This is a genomic window from Micromonospora sp. DT231, from assembly GCF_049847025.1.
GTDB lineage: Bacteria > Actinomycetota > Actinomycetes > Mycobacteriales > Micromonosporaceae > Micromonospora.
On sequence record NZ_JBNCNO010000006.1, the window covers coordinates 263,468 to 279,165 of the forward strand.

A 15,698-nucleotide genomic window follows, 5' to 3' on the forward strand; every position below is an offset into this window, starting at 1 on the left:
GCGCGAGGAGTGAGCCGGTTTTGCGAGCCCCGCAGTCGCGAACGAAAGGCGGCCCAGCGTGAGCGCGAGGAGTGAGCCGGGTTTGCGAGCCCCGCAGTCGCGAACGAAAGGCGGCCCAGCGTGAGCGCGAGCAGCGAGGTGGAGCTGGCCGGGCAGGTCATCGAGCTGGTCCGCCGCCTTGGTGGGTCGGGGGCGCAGGCCGAGGTGGTGGTGACACGGGCGGACCTGGCGCTGACCCGTTTCGCCAACTCAGCCATCCACCAGAACGTCACGGAGTCGACTGTCGGGGTCCGGCTGCGGCTGCACGTCGACGGTCGGACCGCCGCCGGCAGCGGCAGCGTGGTCACCGCCGACGGGCTGAGCGCGCTTGTCGAGCGCACCCTGGTCGCGGCGCGGCTCTGCCCGCCCGACCCGGGCTGGCCAGGGCTGGCCCCGCCGGCGCCCACGCCGGACGCGCCGGCGGTCGACGAGGCCACCGCGCACGCCGAGCCGGATCAGCGGGCCGACCGGGTCGGCGCTTTCGTCGCCGCCGCCGGGGGCCTCAGCACGGCCGGCTACTGCCGTACCGCGCACCGCTCGTCGGCGTACGCCAACTCGGTCGGGCACACGGCCTCCGGCCGCTCGGCGGAGGCGGCGATGGACGGCATCGCGCGTCTCGACGGCGCGGACGGGGTGGCCCGACGCCACGCCGACCGACTCGCCGACCTCGACGGCGCCGAGCTGGGCGCGCAGGCGGCGGCGAAGGCCCAGGCGGCGGCCGACCCGGTCGAGCTGCCACCGGGGCGCTACGAGGTGGTGTTCGAGCCGGCCGCCGTGGCGGACCTGTTGCAGAACCTCTCCTGGTACGGCTTCAACGGCAAGCGGTACGCCGAGCGGCAGTCGTTCGCCGAGCCGGGCACGGCCCAGTTCGACCGGGCGGTGACCCTGGTGGACGACCCACTCGGCGCGTCGGGGCTGCCGTTCGACGCGGAGGGCACCGGTCGGCGGGCGCTGACCCTGGTCGAGGCGGGCACCACCCGGGCGGTGGCGCACGACCGGCGGACGGCCGACGCGGCGGGTGCGCAGTCCACCGGGCACGCGGTCGCGGGTGGAGCCACCTGGGGGCCGATGGCCCGCAACCTGCGGCTGTCCGGCGCGACGGCCGGCCCGGTCAGCGCGACGGGCCGGACGACCTCCGGTGGGGCGGCCGGCGCGGTGGTCGACGCGGACACCGCAGCACTTGTCGCCGGCGTACGCCGAGGGTTGCTGGTCACCGACCTGTGGTACACCCGGGTGCTCGACCCGAAGAGCCTCGTCGTCACCGGGCTGACCCGCAACGGTGTCTGGCTCGTCGAGGACGGCACTGTCGTACGGGCGGTCCGTGACCTGCGGTTCACCGAGTCCTACCCGCGCGCGCTCGGGCCCGGGGCGGTGCTCGGGCTGGGCGCGCGGGTGGTGCGTCAACCGGATCGGGTGGACGGTGCGTGGTGGGCGGCCCCCTCGCTGCGACTGGCGTCCTGGCACTTCACCGGGGGCGCCTCGGGATGATCGCGGCGACCCGCCGCCGGCCGGCGGCGCAGGGCTTTTCCGCAGGCCAGACACACGGGACACTCCCTTGCGCGGACGGCTCGCAGAGATCGGCGTAACGTGTGTCACTTAGCTGCGTCGGTCGATCCGGCGTGGTCGAAGGTGTGCGCAGAACGTGGCAGCGGGTGCGGGTTCGCCGGTCCGCGTGCCGACCGGAGATAGATCAGCCCGCCCGTACGGGCCCGTCGAGGAGACGACTCGAATGACTTCAACGGCAACGAAGCCGCGGGGAGCGCGGGCGCGCGCCGCGATCGCGGCGAAGACGTTGCGTACCGACCGCTGGTGGTTCGCCCCGCTGATCACCGTGATCGGGCTCAGCGCCTGGGTCGCGTACGCGACGGTCCGGGTCTTCATGCACAAGTGGTACTGGGTGGACCAGTTCCACTACCTGACCCCGTTCTACTCCCCGTGCGTGACCGACAGGTGCGTCGAGGAAGCCTCGCACTTCGGCCGGTTCCTGCCCGGCTGGTGGGTCATCCCGGACGCCGCGCTGACCCTGCCGTTCCTGCTCCTGTTCCGGCTCACCTGCTACTACTACCGCAAGGCCTACTACCGGTCGTTCTGGCTGTCGCCGCCGGCCTGCGCCGTCCCGGACGGCCACAAGGAGTACGCCGGTGAGACCCGCTTCCCGCTGCTCGGTCAGAACCTGCACCGCTACTTCTTCTACGCCGCCGCGATCATCTCGCTGATCAACACCTGGGACGCGATCCTCGCCTTCCACTCGCCCAAGGGCTTCGGCTTCGGGCTGGGCAACATCATCCTGCTGCTCAACGTGGTGATGCTCTGGGCGTACACGATCTCCTGCCACTCCTGCCGGCACATCATCGGCGGCCGGCTCAAGCACTTCTCCAAGCACCCGGTGCGGTACAAGGCCTGGACTGTCGTCTCGGCGTTGAACGTCCGACACATGCAGCTCGCCTGGATCACCCTCGGCACCCTGGCGCTCGCCGACTTCTACATCATGGCGCTCGCGGCCGACTGGTTCTCCGACCTGCGGTTCATCAACTAAAGGGCCCCTGACATGACCACTACCACTCGGATCGAACGACACCACTACGACGTCGTCGTCATCGGGGCCGGCGGCGCCGGTCTGCGCGCGGCGATCGAGGCCCGGCTCGCCGGCAAGAAGACCGCGATCATCTCCAAGTCGCTCTTCGGCAAGGCGCACACGGTGATGGCCGAGGGCGGCGCGGCAGCCGCCATGGGCAACGTGAACAGCCGGGACAACTGGCAGGTGCACTTCCGCGACACCATGCGCGGCGGCAAGTTCCTCAACAACTTCCGGATGGCCGAGCTGCACGCGAAGGAGTCGCCGCAGCGGATCTGGGAGCTGGAGACGTACGGCGCGCTCTTCGACCGCACCAAGGACGGCAAGATCTCGCAGCGCAACTTCGGTGGCCACGAGTACCCGCGCCTGGCGCACGTCGGTGACCGGACCGGCCTGGAGCTGATCCGGACCCTCCAGCAGAAGATCGTCTCGCTGCAGCAGGAGGACCAGCGGGAGTTCGGCTCGTACGACGCCCGGATCAAGGTGTTCTCCGAGACCACGATCACCGAGCTGCTGCTCGACGGTGACCGGGTCGCCGGCGCGTTCGGCTACTACCGCGAGTCCGGTGAGTTCATCCTCTTCGAGGCGCCGGCCGTGGTGCTCGCCACGGGTGGTGTCGGACGCTCCTACAAGGTCACCTCGAACTCCTGGGAGTACACCGGGGACGGGCACGCGTTGGCGCTGCGCGCCGGGGCGACGCTGATCAACATGGAGTTCCTCCAGTTCCACCCGACCGGCATGGTCTGGCCGCCCTCGGTGAAGGGCATCCTGGTCACCGAGTCGGTGCGTGGTGACGGTGGCGTCCTCAAGAACTCCGAGGGCAAGCGGTTCATGTTCGACTACGTCCCCGACGTCTTCCGCAAGCAGTACGCGGAGACCGAGGAGGAGGCGGACCGCTGGTACACCGACCCGGACAACAACAGGCGTCCGCCGGAGCTGCTGCCCCGCGACGAGGTGGCCCGCGCGATCAACAGTGAGGTCAAGGCCGGTCGGGGCTCCCCCGCCGGTGGCGTCTTCCTGGACATCGCGAGCCGGCGTTCGGCCGACGAGATCCGCCGGCGGCTGCCGTCGATGTACCACCAGTTCAAGGAGCTGGCCGACGTCGACATCACCGCCGAGCCGATGGAGGTCGGGCCAACCTGCCACTACGTGATGGGCGGCGTGGAGGTGGACCCGGACTCGGGTGCCGCCTTCGGCCACGTACGCGGACTGTTCGCCGCCGGCGAGGTCTCCGGCGGCATGCACGGCTCCAACCGGCTGGGCGGCAACTCCCTGTCCGACCTGCTGGTCTTCGGCAAGCGGGCGGGCGGGCACGCGGCCAGCTACGCCGACGGGCTCGCCGCCCGTCCGAAGGTGGCGGTGGACGCGGTCGAGGCCGCCGTGGAGACCGCCCTGGCCCCGCTGCAACGGGACACCGGCGAGAGCCCGTACACCCTTCAGCAGGACCTCCAGGTGGTCATGGGGGATCTGGTGGGCATCATCCGCCGCGAGGGCGAACTGGCCGACGCCCTGGCGCGGCTGGCCGAGCTGCGCGAGCGGGTCGCGAAGGTCAGCGCGTTCGGCGGCCGGCGCTACAACCCGGGCTGGCACCTCGCGCTGGACCTGCGCAACATGCTCGTGGTCTCGGAGTGCACCGCGAAGGCGGCGCTGGAGCGGCAGGAGTCGCGCGGCGGGCACACCCGGGAGGACTATCCGGCGATGGAGCCGAAGTGGCGGCAGGTCAACCTGGTCTGCTCGCTGGACGGCGACAGCGTACGGCTCACCCGTAAGCCGCTGCCGAAGATGCGGCCGGAGCTGATCGGCCTCTTCGACCGTGCGGAGCTGGCCAAGTACCTCACCGACGAGGAGCTGGCCGACTTCGACGCCCTCCTCGCCGACGCTGGAGAGGCGGACAACCGATGAGCGCGAAGCGTCAGTTCCGGATCTGGCGGGGCGACGAGACCGGCGGAGACCTGCAGGACTACATGGTGGAGGTGAACGAGGGCGAGGTGGTCCTCGACGTCATCCACCGCCTCCAGGCCACCGACGCGCCGGACCTGGCCTGCCGGTGGAACTGCAAGGCCGGCAAGTGCGGCTCCTGCTCCATGGAGATCAACGGCAAGCCGCGGTTGGGCTGCATGACCCGGATGTCGACGTTCGGCGACGAGGAGACCGTCACGGTCACCCCGCTGCGGACGTTCCCGGTCATCCGGGACCTGGTCACCGACGTCTCGTTCAACTACCAGAAGGCCCGGGAGACCCCGGCGTTCGCCCCGCCCGCGGACGTGGCCCCGGGTGACTACCGGATGCAGCAGGTCGACGTCGAGCGCTCGCAGGAGTTCCGCAAGTGCATCGAGTGCTTCCTGTGCCAGACGGTCTGCCACGTGATCCGTGATCACGACGAGAACAAGCAGGCGTTCTCCGGCCCCCGGTACTTCATCCGGGCAGCCGAGCTGGACATGCACCCGCTGGACACCCGGACCGACCGCAAGGAGTACGCGCAGGCCGAACAGGGCCTCGGTTTCTGCAACATCACCAAGTGCTGCACCGAGGTCTGCCCCGAGCACATCAAGATCACTGATAACGGGATCATCCCCATGAAGGAACGGGTCGTCGACCGCAGGTACGATCCCCTTGTGTGGCTTGGTAGCAAGATCTTCCGTCGGGGCGAGACTCCCCAGACCAGCGTGACCACCGCCCGTCAGGGCTCGACGACGTCGGGCTCGGCCCGGAGCGGGGTGCACTCGCACGCGGGTGGTTCCCACGACCCACGCGCCGAGGCGCAGGCGCAGAGTGGCGTGAACTGGGACCGGGAGGTGCCCCACCCGACCGCTCCGGCGGTGGACGACCGGGGCAAGCTGCCGCTGACCGAGCTCACGTTCGACCGGGCCGCCGCGCCGTCGCCCTTCGGTGACGACGTGACCTTCCCGCTGCCCCCGGAGCACCTCAACTTCGCACACCCCGACCAGGACAAGCACCACTAAAACCCGCAACGAAGACGGGGGCCGCGGCTATCGCCGCGGCCCCCGTCCCACTTCAAGCGTCGATCATGAGGTTGACGGGTCCCTCAGGCCTCAACCGACCCGTCAACCTCATGATCAACCGGCAAACGGAGGGGCCGGGTTAGGGGGTTTTGAGGAGTCGGCGGAGGGCGGCCACGATGGGGGTGTCGGCGGGGAGCCAGGTGACCGAGTCCAGCTCGTCGGCCGTGAGCCAGCGCAGCGCCTCGTGTTCCAGCGCCCGGGGCTCGTCGCCGTGGAGCAGGCGGGCCGCGTACACCTTGAGCACCGAACGGCCGTGCGCCATCCGTACGTTGCGGCCGACCCGATCGCCGATCTCAACGCGTACGGCCAGTTCCTCGGCGCACTCCCGGACCAGCGCGTCGGTCTCGGTCTCCCCCGGCTCGACCTTCCCGCCGGGAAACTCCCACATTCCGGCCACCTCGGGCGGGGCGGCACGCGCACAGGCGAGCACCCGCCCGTCCCGGATGATCGCCGCACCGACGATCACCTTCAGGTCCCGTCGTTCGGTCTGCCCGCCGCCATTCGCCCGTTCGGTCCGCACGGGCGTCCAGGGTGCCAGATCAATCGGCGGTTTGGGTACCGTAGCCGTCCGCTAGGCCAACAGAACACGGAAGTGTGGGCGTGGACACCTCTTCCGAGCGGCGACAGACTAGAGGACACCGACAAGACACGGGATGGCGACGATTTGGCCACGAGCCGACAACGGCGCTTGGGGGGTGCGGTGATGCGCGTGCTGTTCAACAGCAGGGCCAAGCAGGACTACCTCTCCGACGCGTTGACCCTGTTAGCTGGTTGGACGCGCGAGGGCGAGCAGATCCGACGGACGCTCGCGATCGACGATACCCAACACGCCGCCCTAACTGAACGGGTCAAGGTCGTCGCGGACGCGCTGCACCTGCGTCCCGAGATCAGCCGCCTGCCCGACAGGACCCAGATCCGGGTCGGGCACGGCAACGGCGAGCCGTTGACCGAGGGTGAGGTCCTGTTGGCCGCCCGCATCGAGGACGCGTACCGGGCGGTCACCGAATCCTGATGCCCCGTCGCCCTCGCCGGGCGCTGGCATCGGTTTTCTAGCCTTGGACACATGGCGAACATCGCGTACGACCGCAAGGAGCAGGTCCAGCAGATCGAGAGCGGCCTCCTCGACGGTGAGCAGATCATCGCCGTCTACGACGCCGTCGGCACCGGCACCGGGTTCATCGGGCTGACGGACCGTCGCGTGATCATCCAGGACCGCTCCTTCGTCGGGAAGCGGTACGCGATCACCAGCATCCCGTACTCGAAGATCACCAGCGTGAGCGTGGTCAGCAACAAGTCCTGGGGTGGCTCGTTCTTCTCCACCGGGGCGATCGCCATCCACGTGGGGACGCACACCTACGAGGTGGAGTTCCGTGGCGCGCAGAAGAGCCACCACGTGCACAACGTGATCCTGCACCACATCTCCTGACCGCCCGACCGTCGTCGGCCCGGCACGGCATATATGCCTTGCCGGGCCGCGGCCGTCTCTGGTCTGCTCGGTCCACCGCCGCGCGAGAGGAGCAGCCACCATGCCCGACACGACGAAGTCCCTCCGACCGAACGTCATCCGACCTGAGGAATCGAGGCTTCGTGAGCAGCTCTGCTCCGACTTCCGTGGCGCGGGAGCGCGCCACTGACCCCCTGACCAACCCCGGAGGCCGCTGATGTCGGTCTTCGACGATCCCGGCCTCTTCGGCCGGCTGTGGGCCGCCGGTTACGACAGCCCAGGCAACCCCGACCCGGTGCCAGCGGTGGACTTCCTGGCCGATCTGGCCGACGGTGGGCCGGTTCTCGAGCTGGCCATCGGCACCGGCCGGGTCGCGCTGCCGCTGGCCGAGCGCGGTCTCGACGTGCACGGTGTCGAGGCGTCCGAGGAGATGCTGGCGCAGATGCGGGCCAAGCCCGGCGGCGACCGGATCCCGGTGGTCGTCGCCGACATGGCGGACGTACCGGTGACGGGTGAGTTCCGGCTCGCGTACCTGGTCTTCAACACACTGTTCAACCTGGTGGACGCCGAGCGGCAGGCGGACTGTTTCCGCAACGTCGCCCGGGTGCTGTCGCCGGGCGGGGCGTTCGTCATCGAGACGTTCGTGCCCGACCCGCGCGACTTCGACGCCCACGAGCAGGTGCAGGTCTGGGGTGTCACCGAGGACTCCGCGACGATAAGACTGCATCGGTACGACCGGCGGGCGCAGTCCTTCATCCGGCAGACCATCACCTTCGACTCCGACGGTGTGCACCTGAAGCCGTTCGCCATGCGGTACGCCTGGCCGCACCAGATCGACGAGATGGCGCAGCGGGCGGGGCTCCGGCTCACCGAGCGGTACGCCGACTGGCACCGGCAGCCGTTCACCGCCGACAGCTCATCGCACATCTCCGTCTACCGGGCGGAGTAACAGCGGCTGGTCGACTCCGGTTCCGGGAATCCGGGGCGTCAAGGTCTCCTTGACCCCCCGACGTCAAAGAACCGGAGTCGATCTCCGCCGCCGAGCTTTCGCCCTGGGCTGATTCTGCTGTTGGCAGTCTTTGTTGGTAGGCGGTGCCATCGCCGGGTCAGCTAGCCAGATGACAACCCGTTCGCCGTACTGGCCGGTGGTCAGTCACCCGCAGCTCCGGCGCGTCCTGCCCGGGCTCGCCGTGTCCGCGTTGGGCGACGGCATGGCGGTGATGGCGGTGATCTGGCTCGCCAGCGACCTCGCCCCGCCCGGTCAGCGCGAGACCTCGATCGCGCTGGCCATGGCCGCGTACACCGTGCCGAGCGCGGTCGGGACTGTCGTCTTCGGCCGGCTGCTGCGCGGACGCGGCGGCGCCCAGCTCGCCGGGTGGGACGCGATCCTGCGGGCGTGCGCGCTCGCGGCGATCCCGCTCGCCCACCTCGCGGGCGTGCTCACCATCGGGCTGTACGTGACCCTGCTGGCCGCGTCGGCCCTGCTGCACTCGTGGGGCTCGGCCGGACGATTCACCCTGATCGCCGAGCTGCTGCCGCAGCGCCACCACCTGCCCGCCAACGCGGTGCTCGGCACCATCGCCGGGTTCGCCACGATCGTCGGCCCACCACTGGCGGGCATCCTGATCGGTTGGGCGGGACCGGTGTGGGTCATCGCCATCGACGCCGCCACCTTCGCCGCGCTGGCCCTCACGTACCGCCTCGCCCTTCCCGCCAGCGACGAAGCCCCGCGGGCCGAGCGCAGCGCCTCGCGGACCGCCGGCCTCGCGGTCATCCGCCGCAACCCCGCCCTGCTGGGCCTCCTGGTGTTGAGCCTCGGGTTCTTCTTCCTCTTCGGACCGGTGTACGTGGCCATGCCGATCCACATCAAAGACGACAGGCACGCCTCGGCGACGCTGCTCGGCATCTTCTTCACCGCCTTCGGCGTCGGCGGTCTCGTCGGCGGCCTGGTCGCCGGTTACCTCCGCCGCTGGCCGCTGCGGGTCACCACCATCGGCATCGTCGTCGGGTTCGGGATCGCCATGCTGCCGCTCGGCCTGGGCGCGCCGCTCGTCGTGTCGTTGCCGGCCTTCGCCCTGGCGGGACTGATCTGGGCGCCGTACATGTCCACCTCGATGGCGCTGTTCCAGCGCAGCACGTCGACCGAGCAGCTGCCGGCGGTGCTCGCCGCGAACGGCGCGATCCTCGTGCTGGCGGTGCCCCTGGGCACCATGCTGGGCGGGCCACTCGTGGCTGCCGTGGGCGCGCGCCCGACGATGCTGCTCTGCGCCGTGGCGATCGTGGCAATCGGCCTGGTCGCCGGGGGGTTCGCGATCTCGCGGTGGAGCGCGCGAACCCCCGGCGGGCCGACCGGCACCGAGGTCAGTGCCCGTCGCTGATCCGCACGTCGTCCGGCGCCGGCCGGCCGTGGCCCGTCTCCACGAGCGCCTTGAGGCTCAGCAGGAACGTCGCCCACTTGGTGCTGCACTGGTGCATCAGCTCGGTCGGCTCGCGCCAGCCCTCGTGGGTGAACTGGACGATCGTGAAATCGCCGCGTTCGTCGAGACGCCAGCCGATCTCGGTGCCGATCCATTCCGTCGGGCCGTCGGTGACCCGCCACCGCACCCGGCCGGCCGGGTCCAGCTCAAGGATCTCCAGGTCGAACCCGGGGTCGTCGCCGAACCGGACGGCCAACCGGCCGCCGACCTCGCTCTTGCCCGTCGTGTCGACCGACCACCAGCCGGCAACGCCCTCGGGAGATGCCACCGCCTGGTAGACGTCGTCGAGCGGGGCGACGACGCCGACCTGGTGCAGGATGTCGACCATTGTCATTCCCCTTCGTCGTCGTGGCGGTTGCGCTCGATCGCCTCGGCGATGCGCTTGATCCGGCGCAGCCGGGCGTCCCAGGTGGCGCCCACCGCCGACAACTGCGCGACGGCGCGGGCGAGCTGCGCCTCGTCGACCTGGTAATGACGCTCGCGACCGGCCGACTCGGCGTGGATCAGGCCGACCCGGTCCAGGACGGCCAGGTGCTTCGCGACGGCCTGCCGGGTGACGGGTAGCCGCCGGCTCAGCGACGTCGCGGTGCCCGGCCCGTCGGAGAGCAGAAGATCGATCATCGTGCGCCGGGTGGGGTCACCGATCGCCGACCACAGCTCGTCGTCGACAGCGGTGCTCACGGCGTGGCGACCAGCCGGGCGACGTACCCGCCCAGCCTGGGCAGGTAGTGGTCCCAACCGGTCTCGTGGTCCTGATACTGCGCCTCCAGGACGGCGACCTCCCAGCCCATCTCGCGAAACCCGGTCTCGGTCATCCGGATCTGCGTGCCCGTGCCGCTGGGCGTCAGGTCGAAGGTGACGAGCAGCGCCGGCCCACCGCGGTCCGGCTCGGTGAAGCACCACCGGAAGGAGAATCGCTTCGGCGGGTCGACCTCGACGACGGCGAGCGCGACGGTCGTCGTCTCGCCGGTGTCGGCGTTGCGCCACACCAGTTCGCCGGGTGCGCCGGCGACCGAGTCGAACCGCGCGTCGTCGGGCCACCACTCCCGCATGTGCTCGGGCCGACTGACCACCTCGAAGACCACCTCGGGTGACGCGTCGACGTGGATGTCGCGTTCGATCGTTCCCTGTTCCATGTGCCCCAACCTTTCGCAACCTTTGGTTGCACTTAACCTACGACAGCCCCACCCCCTCGCGCAACCTTTCGTTGCACGTTGGGGTCCCGTCGTACCCGGGGCGCACAATGCCGTGCATGTCTGAGCCATCGCCGCACCGGCACCACGCCATCGACTACGTCGAGTTCACGGTGACAAACCTCGCCGAGGCCAAGCGCTTCTACGCCGACGCGTTCGGCTGGCAGTTCAACGACTACGGTCCCGGGTACGCGGGCATCCGCAGCCCGCACGGCGACTCCGCCCCCGAGGTCGGCGGCCTCCGCCTGGACCAGGAAGTCCAGGCGGGCGGTCCCCTGGTGCTGCTCTACTCAGGCAACCTGGACCGGTCCGTGCAGGCCGTGAAGGAGGCCGGCGGCCAGGTGGTGAAGGGGCCGTACGAGTTTCCCGGTGGCCGCCGGTTCCACTTCACCGACCCCAGCGGCAACGAGCTGGGCGCCTGGGCCGAGCAGTAGGGGCGTCAGCGCAAGCCTCCAGAAGCGAGGATGACGTCCCCGGTGATCCAGCGCGCGTCGTCGGAAGCCAGGAAGGCCACAAGCGGGCCGTAGTCGTCAGGGCTGCCCGTACGGCCCAGGGGGGTGGCGGCAATCGCCTGCGCCTCGTGATCCGACCCGACATAACCCATGGCTCTGGTGCCGTCCGTGTCCGACGGTCCGGGCATGATCGCGTTGACACGGATGCCGCGCGGGCCCAGCTCCTTGGACGCCACGATGGTGAAGGCGTTGACGGCGCTCTTGGACGCGACGTAGAGCGAGGCGTACGGAGGGTGGCTGAGAGTGCCGGCCGTCGAGACGTTGATGATCGACGCCGCGTCGATGTCGTCCTGCGCGGCCAGGGCCTGCGTAGTCAGGATCGTGCCCAGCAGGTTCGTGGTCATCTCACGCTGGAATTCGTCCTCGGTGATGCTCGACAGTGGCGCGAACGTGCCGACGGCCGCATTGTTCACGAGCACGTCGACCGGGCCGAACACCTCGCGTGCCCGGTCGAAGAGGCGGCGCACATCGTCGCTGCTGGCCACGTCCGCCTGGACCGCGATCGCCCGGCCGTCCTTGGCGGTGATGCCCGCGACCACACGCTCGGCGCCCTGCGCATCCCCCCGGTAGTTCACCACGACGGCAGCGCCACTCTCGGCGAGAGCCGTGGCGATCCCCGCACCCAGGCCCTTCGACGCGCCCGTGACGATCGCCGTACGTCCGTTTGACACCTTCGACAACAAGTGCCTACTCAGACCGATCATGGATCAGACAACGAGCCGCTGGGCGACGCTGATCATGTCGGCGCTCATCGCCGGCCCGCATCGCTTCGCGCAGTTGCACGCGCGAGTTGGTGGCATCAGCCAGAAAATGCTGTCGCAGAACCTCAAAGCACTGGCCCGGGCCGGGCTTGTCGCCCGCCACGTGGCACCCACCAAGCCGCCCCAGGTCACCTACAGCCTGACGGAACTCGGTGTCAGCCTGGCCGGACCACTGACCGATCTCATCCGATGGTTCGGTCAACACGGAGACGAACTCCTCGCCGCCCAGAAGCACTACGACAGCCAGCAGGGATGACGCGGTGATGCTCAAACCACACCGAGCGTGCCGGCGAGTTCAGTGATCGTCGTCGGAGCGTCCCGGGCGCGGGCCGCCTGCGCGACCACGTCCCGAGCCGCCGGTCGATACCGCACCTCGGCGGGCGCGATCCTGTCGGCCCACACCAGAACGCGGGCCGCGTTGGCCGCATCGTCGGTCTGAAGGTAGGCGCGGGCCGCGTCGAGCAGATGTGCGGCTCGGTGTTCAACGGGCAGCCATCGCCAACCTTCCCGGGTGGTCGCCGTCTCGTGCAGAACGATCGCGTCGTGCCCGTTGCCCAGGTCTACGGCAGCGGCGACACGGGCCAACTCGACTGCCGTCGGTCCGAAGGCGGTCCGGTGATGGTCATGTCCGTCGCCCACCCGAGCAGCCATCTCGGCCGCCTCGTCAAGCAACGTCCCGGCGGCGCGGTCGTCGCCGGACCGTGCCGCCATCAACGCCGCCTGGATCGACAGCGACCCGCACAACGACAGCCTCTGCGGCGTGCCCCCAGCAGAATCATCTCCAACGATCCGACAGGCGGCGGCCTGCATTACCGACCTCGCCCGCGACGACGCCCGCAGCACCTGACCAAGCTGCACCGCCGCGGCAGCCACCAGCGTCCGCTCTCCCGTCGCAGCGGACATGGCACGGTCGGCTGCCAACCAGGCAAGGCTTGACTCGTTCAACTTCACCAGCACCGACGCCGTCAACCGGTACGTCTCCACCAACGCCGTCCGGCCAGCCCCCGAATCCTGGACATGCGCACGCTGAACATCGACCAACAGCCTCGGCAACAGGTCGACCACCTGCGGATACCGCGCATGCTGAAAGGTGGTCCAGGCGTGCTCCACCTGCCGGGCAAGACGATCAGTCGGCAGAACGTCACGGCCCGCCGCCGAAGGGCCAAGTGCCATCGCGTACGTCGACAGCGCCGCCCGGATCCGCACGACGCCCTCGGCCCGCCTGGTCGCGTCGACCGGTTGGGCATCCCGCCCGAGCAGCGCTGCGGCATCGACCCGCAGGACGGCGGCGATGTCCCGGATCGTTGAGACCCGCTCCAGCGACCGCACCCCGCGCTCCACCTTGTCGACCCAACTCTTCGACTTCCCGAGCCGGTCAGCGAAGGTCTGCTGCGACAGTCTCCGCCGGACGCGCAGGTAGGCGACCCGCCGCCCGATCGGCAGGTGGTCACCGCTCACGACTCCACCGCCGATCCGGCACCGCCCGAGTTGTCTCCTCGACCGGTATCCGCTCCGCCTCGGCCTGGGCGAGGAGTCTCTCCTTCGCCGCCTCCCGCTCGGCCGCCTCGGCCTGCTCACCACTGCCGTGGATTGGAACGTCGTCGCCCATTCCTACCTCCCAGTGTGCTTCCGCTACTGCAACGCCTGGGATCTACTCTGGTGACCGCGCGACTACGCTCGGAAGCATCTCAATGCTTTCAGGACCTTTCACAGGGGATCCGATGGATGACCTCGGCGCTCAATTGAGGCACGCTCGTGTTGAGGCAGGCGTGACGCTGGCCTCCATTGCGGTCCGCACCTGCTACTCAGCCTCGCACCTCAGCAACGTCGAGGCAGGACGCCGAACTGCAACGCCAGACATCGTGCTCGCCTACGCGCGAGCGTTGGGAGAAGCGGACGTGAGACGCAGAGACCTGCTCGCCGCCGCCACCATCGGCCCGATCGCCGCCAACGACCTCATTCGCAACGGCTTCACCGCCGCCCTCGCCGGCCACCGCGACAGCGCCGACCACTGGCGCGACCGCGTCGACCAGTACGGCCGCGACTACATGGAGATCGGGGCGGATGCCCTGCAAACCAGGCTCGCCAACGACCTCGTCGTCATGCAGCAGCAACTCGACAGTCCGACCATGTGGGCCACCGCGGCCCGTGCCCTGACCACCTATGGCAAGACGACCAAGGATCCCGCAGAGGCGATCAGTTGGTACGACACTGCCCGGATCGCCGCCGATCGCGGCGACGATCTCGCAGTCCGGATCTGGGTACGAGGGCGTGCCGCCATCGCCCTTGCCTACGAAGGCGCCGCACTTCCCGTTGCCCAGCGGTATGCCGAGGAGGCAATCGCCCTATCGGACCGCCCCTCGCTGGGTCGCCTCCAGGCTCTGATGGCCCGTGCGCACATCGCCGCCGGGCGAGGCGACGTTGCCGGAGCCGTCGCCGCCGACGAGGAGGCACAACGCGTCTTTGACCACAGCGCCTCAGCCGACAACGAGATCTCCGACGCGGCCGTACCGGCCTGGCGCATGGCCACCTTCCGCTCAATGCTCTACGCCCGACTCGGCATGGTCCGCCCCGGCGAGCTGGCCCAAACCGACGCCGACCGGCTCCGTCCCGCTGGGCTGACCCGCTTCGCTACCCACATTGAGCTGCACCGTGCACTCATGATGGCCAAAGCTGGCGATCGCTCCGGAGGGGTGGCCCATGCACGAGGAGCATGGGCAGCGCTACCAGCAGACCGGCGCTCACAAACCCTCGGACTCGTCGTACGCGAAGTCGAGAGGGCCGCGCGGCACCGCCTCTGAACTGACCCGCAGCGGACTACTCGCCGAAGATCACCTGCTGCGGCAGAGTGACCCCCATGGCTGGAAGAGGGTTGACCGTCGACGGATCGATCGGGCGGGAAGGTGCGCTGAGTCGGGTCCCACGCGCGTTCGGCGGTGTTGTCGACGCGGCGCGCACCCGGATAGTCGAGGCTTTCGGCGACGGCCGGATGCACAGCGCCTACCTCTACGGCAGCATCCCGCGTGGCACCGCCGTACCCGGAGTCTCCGATCTTGATCTGCTGCTCGCCCTGCACGCCGAGCCGACCGAGGCCGACCGGCGGGATACCACGCGGATCGAACATGCCCTCGACCAGTCCTTCGACGAGATCGACGGCGTGGGCATCCTGCTGTTCAGCGTACGCACACTGCTCAGCGAGCTTGAACGCCACGATCTCGGCTTCTTCGTCGCCTGCCTGTGCACTCCCCTGCTGGGCGACGACCTCGCCGACCAACTTCCCGGCTACCGGCCCACTCCCCTGCTCGCCCGCGAGACGAACGGCGACCTGTCGATGGCGCTTCCGGGCTGGCGTAGACAGGCGGACGAGGCGAGCACCGACAAGCACCGCAAGGGCCTCTGCCGGCTCGTCGCCCGTCGCATCGTCCGGACGGGATTCACTCTGGTCATGCCTCGCTGGGAAGGTTGGACAAGCGACCTCGTCGAGTCCGCCGAGGCGTTCGGTCTCTACTATCCGGAGCGCGCCGAGCAGATGCGCGCGGCTGCCCGGATCGGGCGTGCACCTTCGGCGGATCCGGCGGTACTACGCCACCTCATCGACGACCTGGGGCCATGGCTCGCGGCGGAGTACGCGGCCGTCCATGGTGAGAAGGCGCTTCGTCCCTGACGATGCGCCA

19 protein-coding genes are annotated in these 15,698 nt (G+C 69.7%); 12 read left to right on the forward strand and 7 right to left on the reverse strand.

Annotation, left to right across the window (positions count from 1 at the left end; all coding sequences use genetic code 11):
* Positions 1-120 precede the first annotated feature (120 nt).
* The 4 genes from ACPXBU_RS18160 to ACPXBU_RS18175 all read left to right on the forward strand — a co-directional run bounded on the left by ACPXBU_RS18160 (position 121) and on the right by ACPXBU_RS18175 (position 5,577).
* Complete coding sequence (locus ACPXBU_RS18160; RefSeq protein ID WP_393372183.1) at positions 121-1,527, forward strand: TldD/PmbA family protein; 1,407 nt, start codon at positions 121-123, stop codon at positions 1,525-1,527.
* Between the two features lie 241 nt (positions 1,528-1,768).
* Positions 1,769-2,575 carry a hypothetical protein gene (locus ACPXBU_RS18165; RefSeq protein ID WP_425758912.1) on the forward strand — a complete coding sequence of 269 codons (807 nt, stop codon included), beginning with the start codon at positions 1,769-1,771 and terminating at the stop codon, positions 2,573-2,575.
* 12 nt (positions 2,576-2,587) lie between these two features.
* Positions 2,588-4,516, forward strand: a complete 1,929-nt coding sequence (locus tag ACPXBU_RS18170) for a fumarate reductase/succinate dehydrogenase flavoprotein subunit (RefSeq protein ID WP_393372189.1) — start codon at positions 2,588-2,590, stop codon at positions 4,514-4,516.
* Positions 4,513-5,577: a succinate dehydrogenase/fumarate reductase iron-sulfur subunit gene (locus ACPXBU_RS18175; RefSeq protein WP_393372191.1), complete on the forward strand. Its 1,065-nt coding sequence runs from the start codon at positions 4,513-4,515 to the stop codon at positions 5,575-5,577. Before ACPXBU_RS18170 ends, ACPXBU_RS18175 begins: the two co-directional genes overlap by 4 nt.
* 139 nt (positions 5,578-5,716) lie before the next feature.
* On the opposite strand, the gene ACPXBU_RS18180 is transcribed toward ACPXBU_RS18175, so the two are convergent.
* Positions 5,717-6,157: a (deoxy)nucleoside triphosphate pyrophosphohydrolase gene (locus tag ACPXBU_RS18180; RefSeq protein ID WP_425758913.1), complete on the reverse strand. Its 441-nt coding sequence runs from the start codon at positions 6,155-6,157 to the stop codon at positions 5,717-5,719.
* Positions 6,158-6,340: 183 nt separating this feature from the next.
* Between ACPXBU_RS18180 and ACPXBU_RS18185 the strand changes: the two genes are divergently transcribed.
* The 4 genes from ACPXBU_RS18185 to ACPXBU_RS18200 all read left to right on the forward strand — a co-directional run bounded on the left by ACPXBU_RS18185 (position 6,341) and on the right by ACPXBU_RS18200 (position 9,459).
* On the forward strand, positions 6,341-6,649 hold the full coding sequence (locus ACPXBU_RS18185) for a 4a-hydroxytetrahydrobiopterin dehydratase (RefSeq protein ID WP_357246897.1): 309 nt from the start codon (positions 6,341-6,343) through the stop codon (positions 6,647-6,649).
* 51 nt (positions 6,650-6,700) lie between these two features.
* Positions 6,701-7,063, forward strand: a complete 363-nt coding sequence (locus ACPXBU_RS18190; protein ID WP_355050625.1) for a PH domain-containing protein — start codon at positions 6,701-6,703, stop codon at positions 7,061-7,063.
* Between the two features lie 235 nt (positions 7,064-7,298).
* The gene (locus tag ACPXBU_RS18195; protein ID WP_425758914.1) at positions 7,299-8,030 is read left to right on the forward strand and encodes a class I SAM-dependent DNA methyltransferase; all 732 of its coding nucleotides are present in this window, start codon (positions 7,299-7,301) and stop codon (positions 8,028-8,030) included.
* Between the two features lie 169 nt (positions 8,031-8,199).
* Positions 8,200-9,459 (forward strand): MFS transporter, encoded by a 1,260-nt coding sequence (locus tag ACPXBU_RS18200; protein WP_425758916.1) that lies wholly within the window; start codon positions 8,200-8,202, stop codon positions 9,457-9,459.
* Here the strand turns inward: ACPXBU_RS18200 and ACPXBU_RS18205 are convergent.
* The 3 genes from ACPXBU_RS18205 to ACPXBU_RS18215 are packed head-to-tail and all read right to left on the reverse strand — an operon-like array spanning position 9,443 to position 10,694.
* Entirely contained in the window at positions 9,443-9,886 is a 444-nt protein-coding gene (locus tag ACPXBU_RS18205; protein WP_425758917.1) for an SRPBCC family protein, read from the reverse strand. The genes ACPXBU_RS18200 and ACPXBU_RS18205 overlap by 17 nt on opposite strands.
* A 2-nt stretch (positions 9,887-9,888) precedes the next feature.
* Positions 9,889-10,239, reverse strand: coding sequence for an ArsR/SmtB family transcription factor (locus ACPXBU_RS18210; protein ID WP_425758918.1), 351 nt, complete (start codon positions 10,237-10,239; stop codon positions 9,889-9,891).
* Entirely contained in the window at positions 10,236-10,694 is a 459-nt protein-coding gene (locus ACPXBU_RS18215; RefSeq protein ID WP_425758919.1) for an SRPBCC domain-containing protein, read from the reverse strand. Before ACPXBU_RS18215 ends, ACPXBU_RS18210 begins: the two co-directional genes overlap by 4 nt.
* A 116-nt stretch (positions 10,695-10,810) precedes the next feature.
* Here ACPXBU_RS18215 and ACPXBU_RS18220 point away from each other — a divergent pair, with 116 nt between their 5' ends.
* Positions 10,811-11,185, forward strand: a complete 375-nt coding sequence (locus ACPXBU_RS18220) for a VOC family protein (protein WP_425758921.1) — start codon at positions 10,811-10,813, stop codon at positions 11,183-11,185.
* Between the two features lie 5 nt (positions 11,186-11,190).
* Here the strand turns inward: ACPXBU_RS18220 and ACPXBU_RS18225 are convergent, their stop codons facing one another.
* Entirely contained in the window at positions 11,191-11,967 is a 777-nt protein-coding gene (locus ACPXBU_RS18225; protein ID WP_425758922.1) for an SDR family oxidoreductase, read from the reverse strand.
* Here ACPXBU_RS18225 and ACPXBU_RS18230 point away from each other — a divergent pair.
* On the forward strand, positions 11,870-12,280 hold the full coding sequence (locus tag ACPXBU_RS18230) for a winged helix-turn-helix transcriptional regulator (RefSeq protein WP_425758923.1): 411 nt from the start codon (positions 11,870-11,872) through the stop codon (positions 12,278-12,280). The genes ACPXBU_RS18225 and ACPXBU_RS18230 overlap by 98 nt on opposite strands.
* A gap of 11 nt (positions 12,281-12,291) precedes the next feature.
* Here ACPXBU_RS18230 and ACPXBU_RS18235 read toward each other — a convergent pair whose 3' ends face one another.
* Both ACPXBU_RS18235 and ACPXBU_RS18240 read right to left on the reverse strand, forming a co-directional pair.
* On the reverse strand, positions 12,292-13,482 hold the full coding sequence (locus ACPXBU_RS18235) for a helix-turn-helix domain-containing protein (RefSeq protein WP_425758924.1): 1,191 nt from the start codon (positions 13,480-13,482) through the stop codon (positions 12,292-12,294).
* A complete protein-coding gene (locus ACPXBU_RS18240) occupies positions 13,472-13,633 on the reverse strand; it encodes a hypothetical protein (RefSeq protein ID WP_393372216.1) in 162 nt (53 codons plus the stop codon). The genes ACPXBU_RS18235 and ACPXBU_RS18240 overlap by 11 nt, the downstream gene beginning before the upstream one ends.
* A 112-nt stretch (positions 13,634-13,745) precedes the next feature.
* Here ACPXBU_RS18240 and ACPXBU_RS18245 point away from each other — a divergent pair, with 112 nt between their 5' ends.
* Entirely contained in the window at positions 13,746-14,825 is a 1,080-nt protein-coding gene (locus ACPXBU_RS18245) for a helix-turn-helix domain-containing protein (RefSeq protein ID WP_425758925.1), read from the forward strand.
* Between the two features lie 56 nt (positions 14,826-14,881).
* Positions 14,882-15,688 (forward strand): hypothetical protein, encoded by an 807-nt coding sequence (locus ACPXBU_RS18250; protein ID WP_425758927.1) that lies wholly within the window; start codon positions 14,882-14,884, stop codon positions 15,686-15,688.
* Positions 15,689-15,698 lie beyond the last annotated feature (10 nt).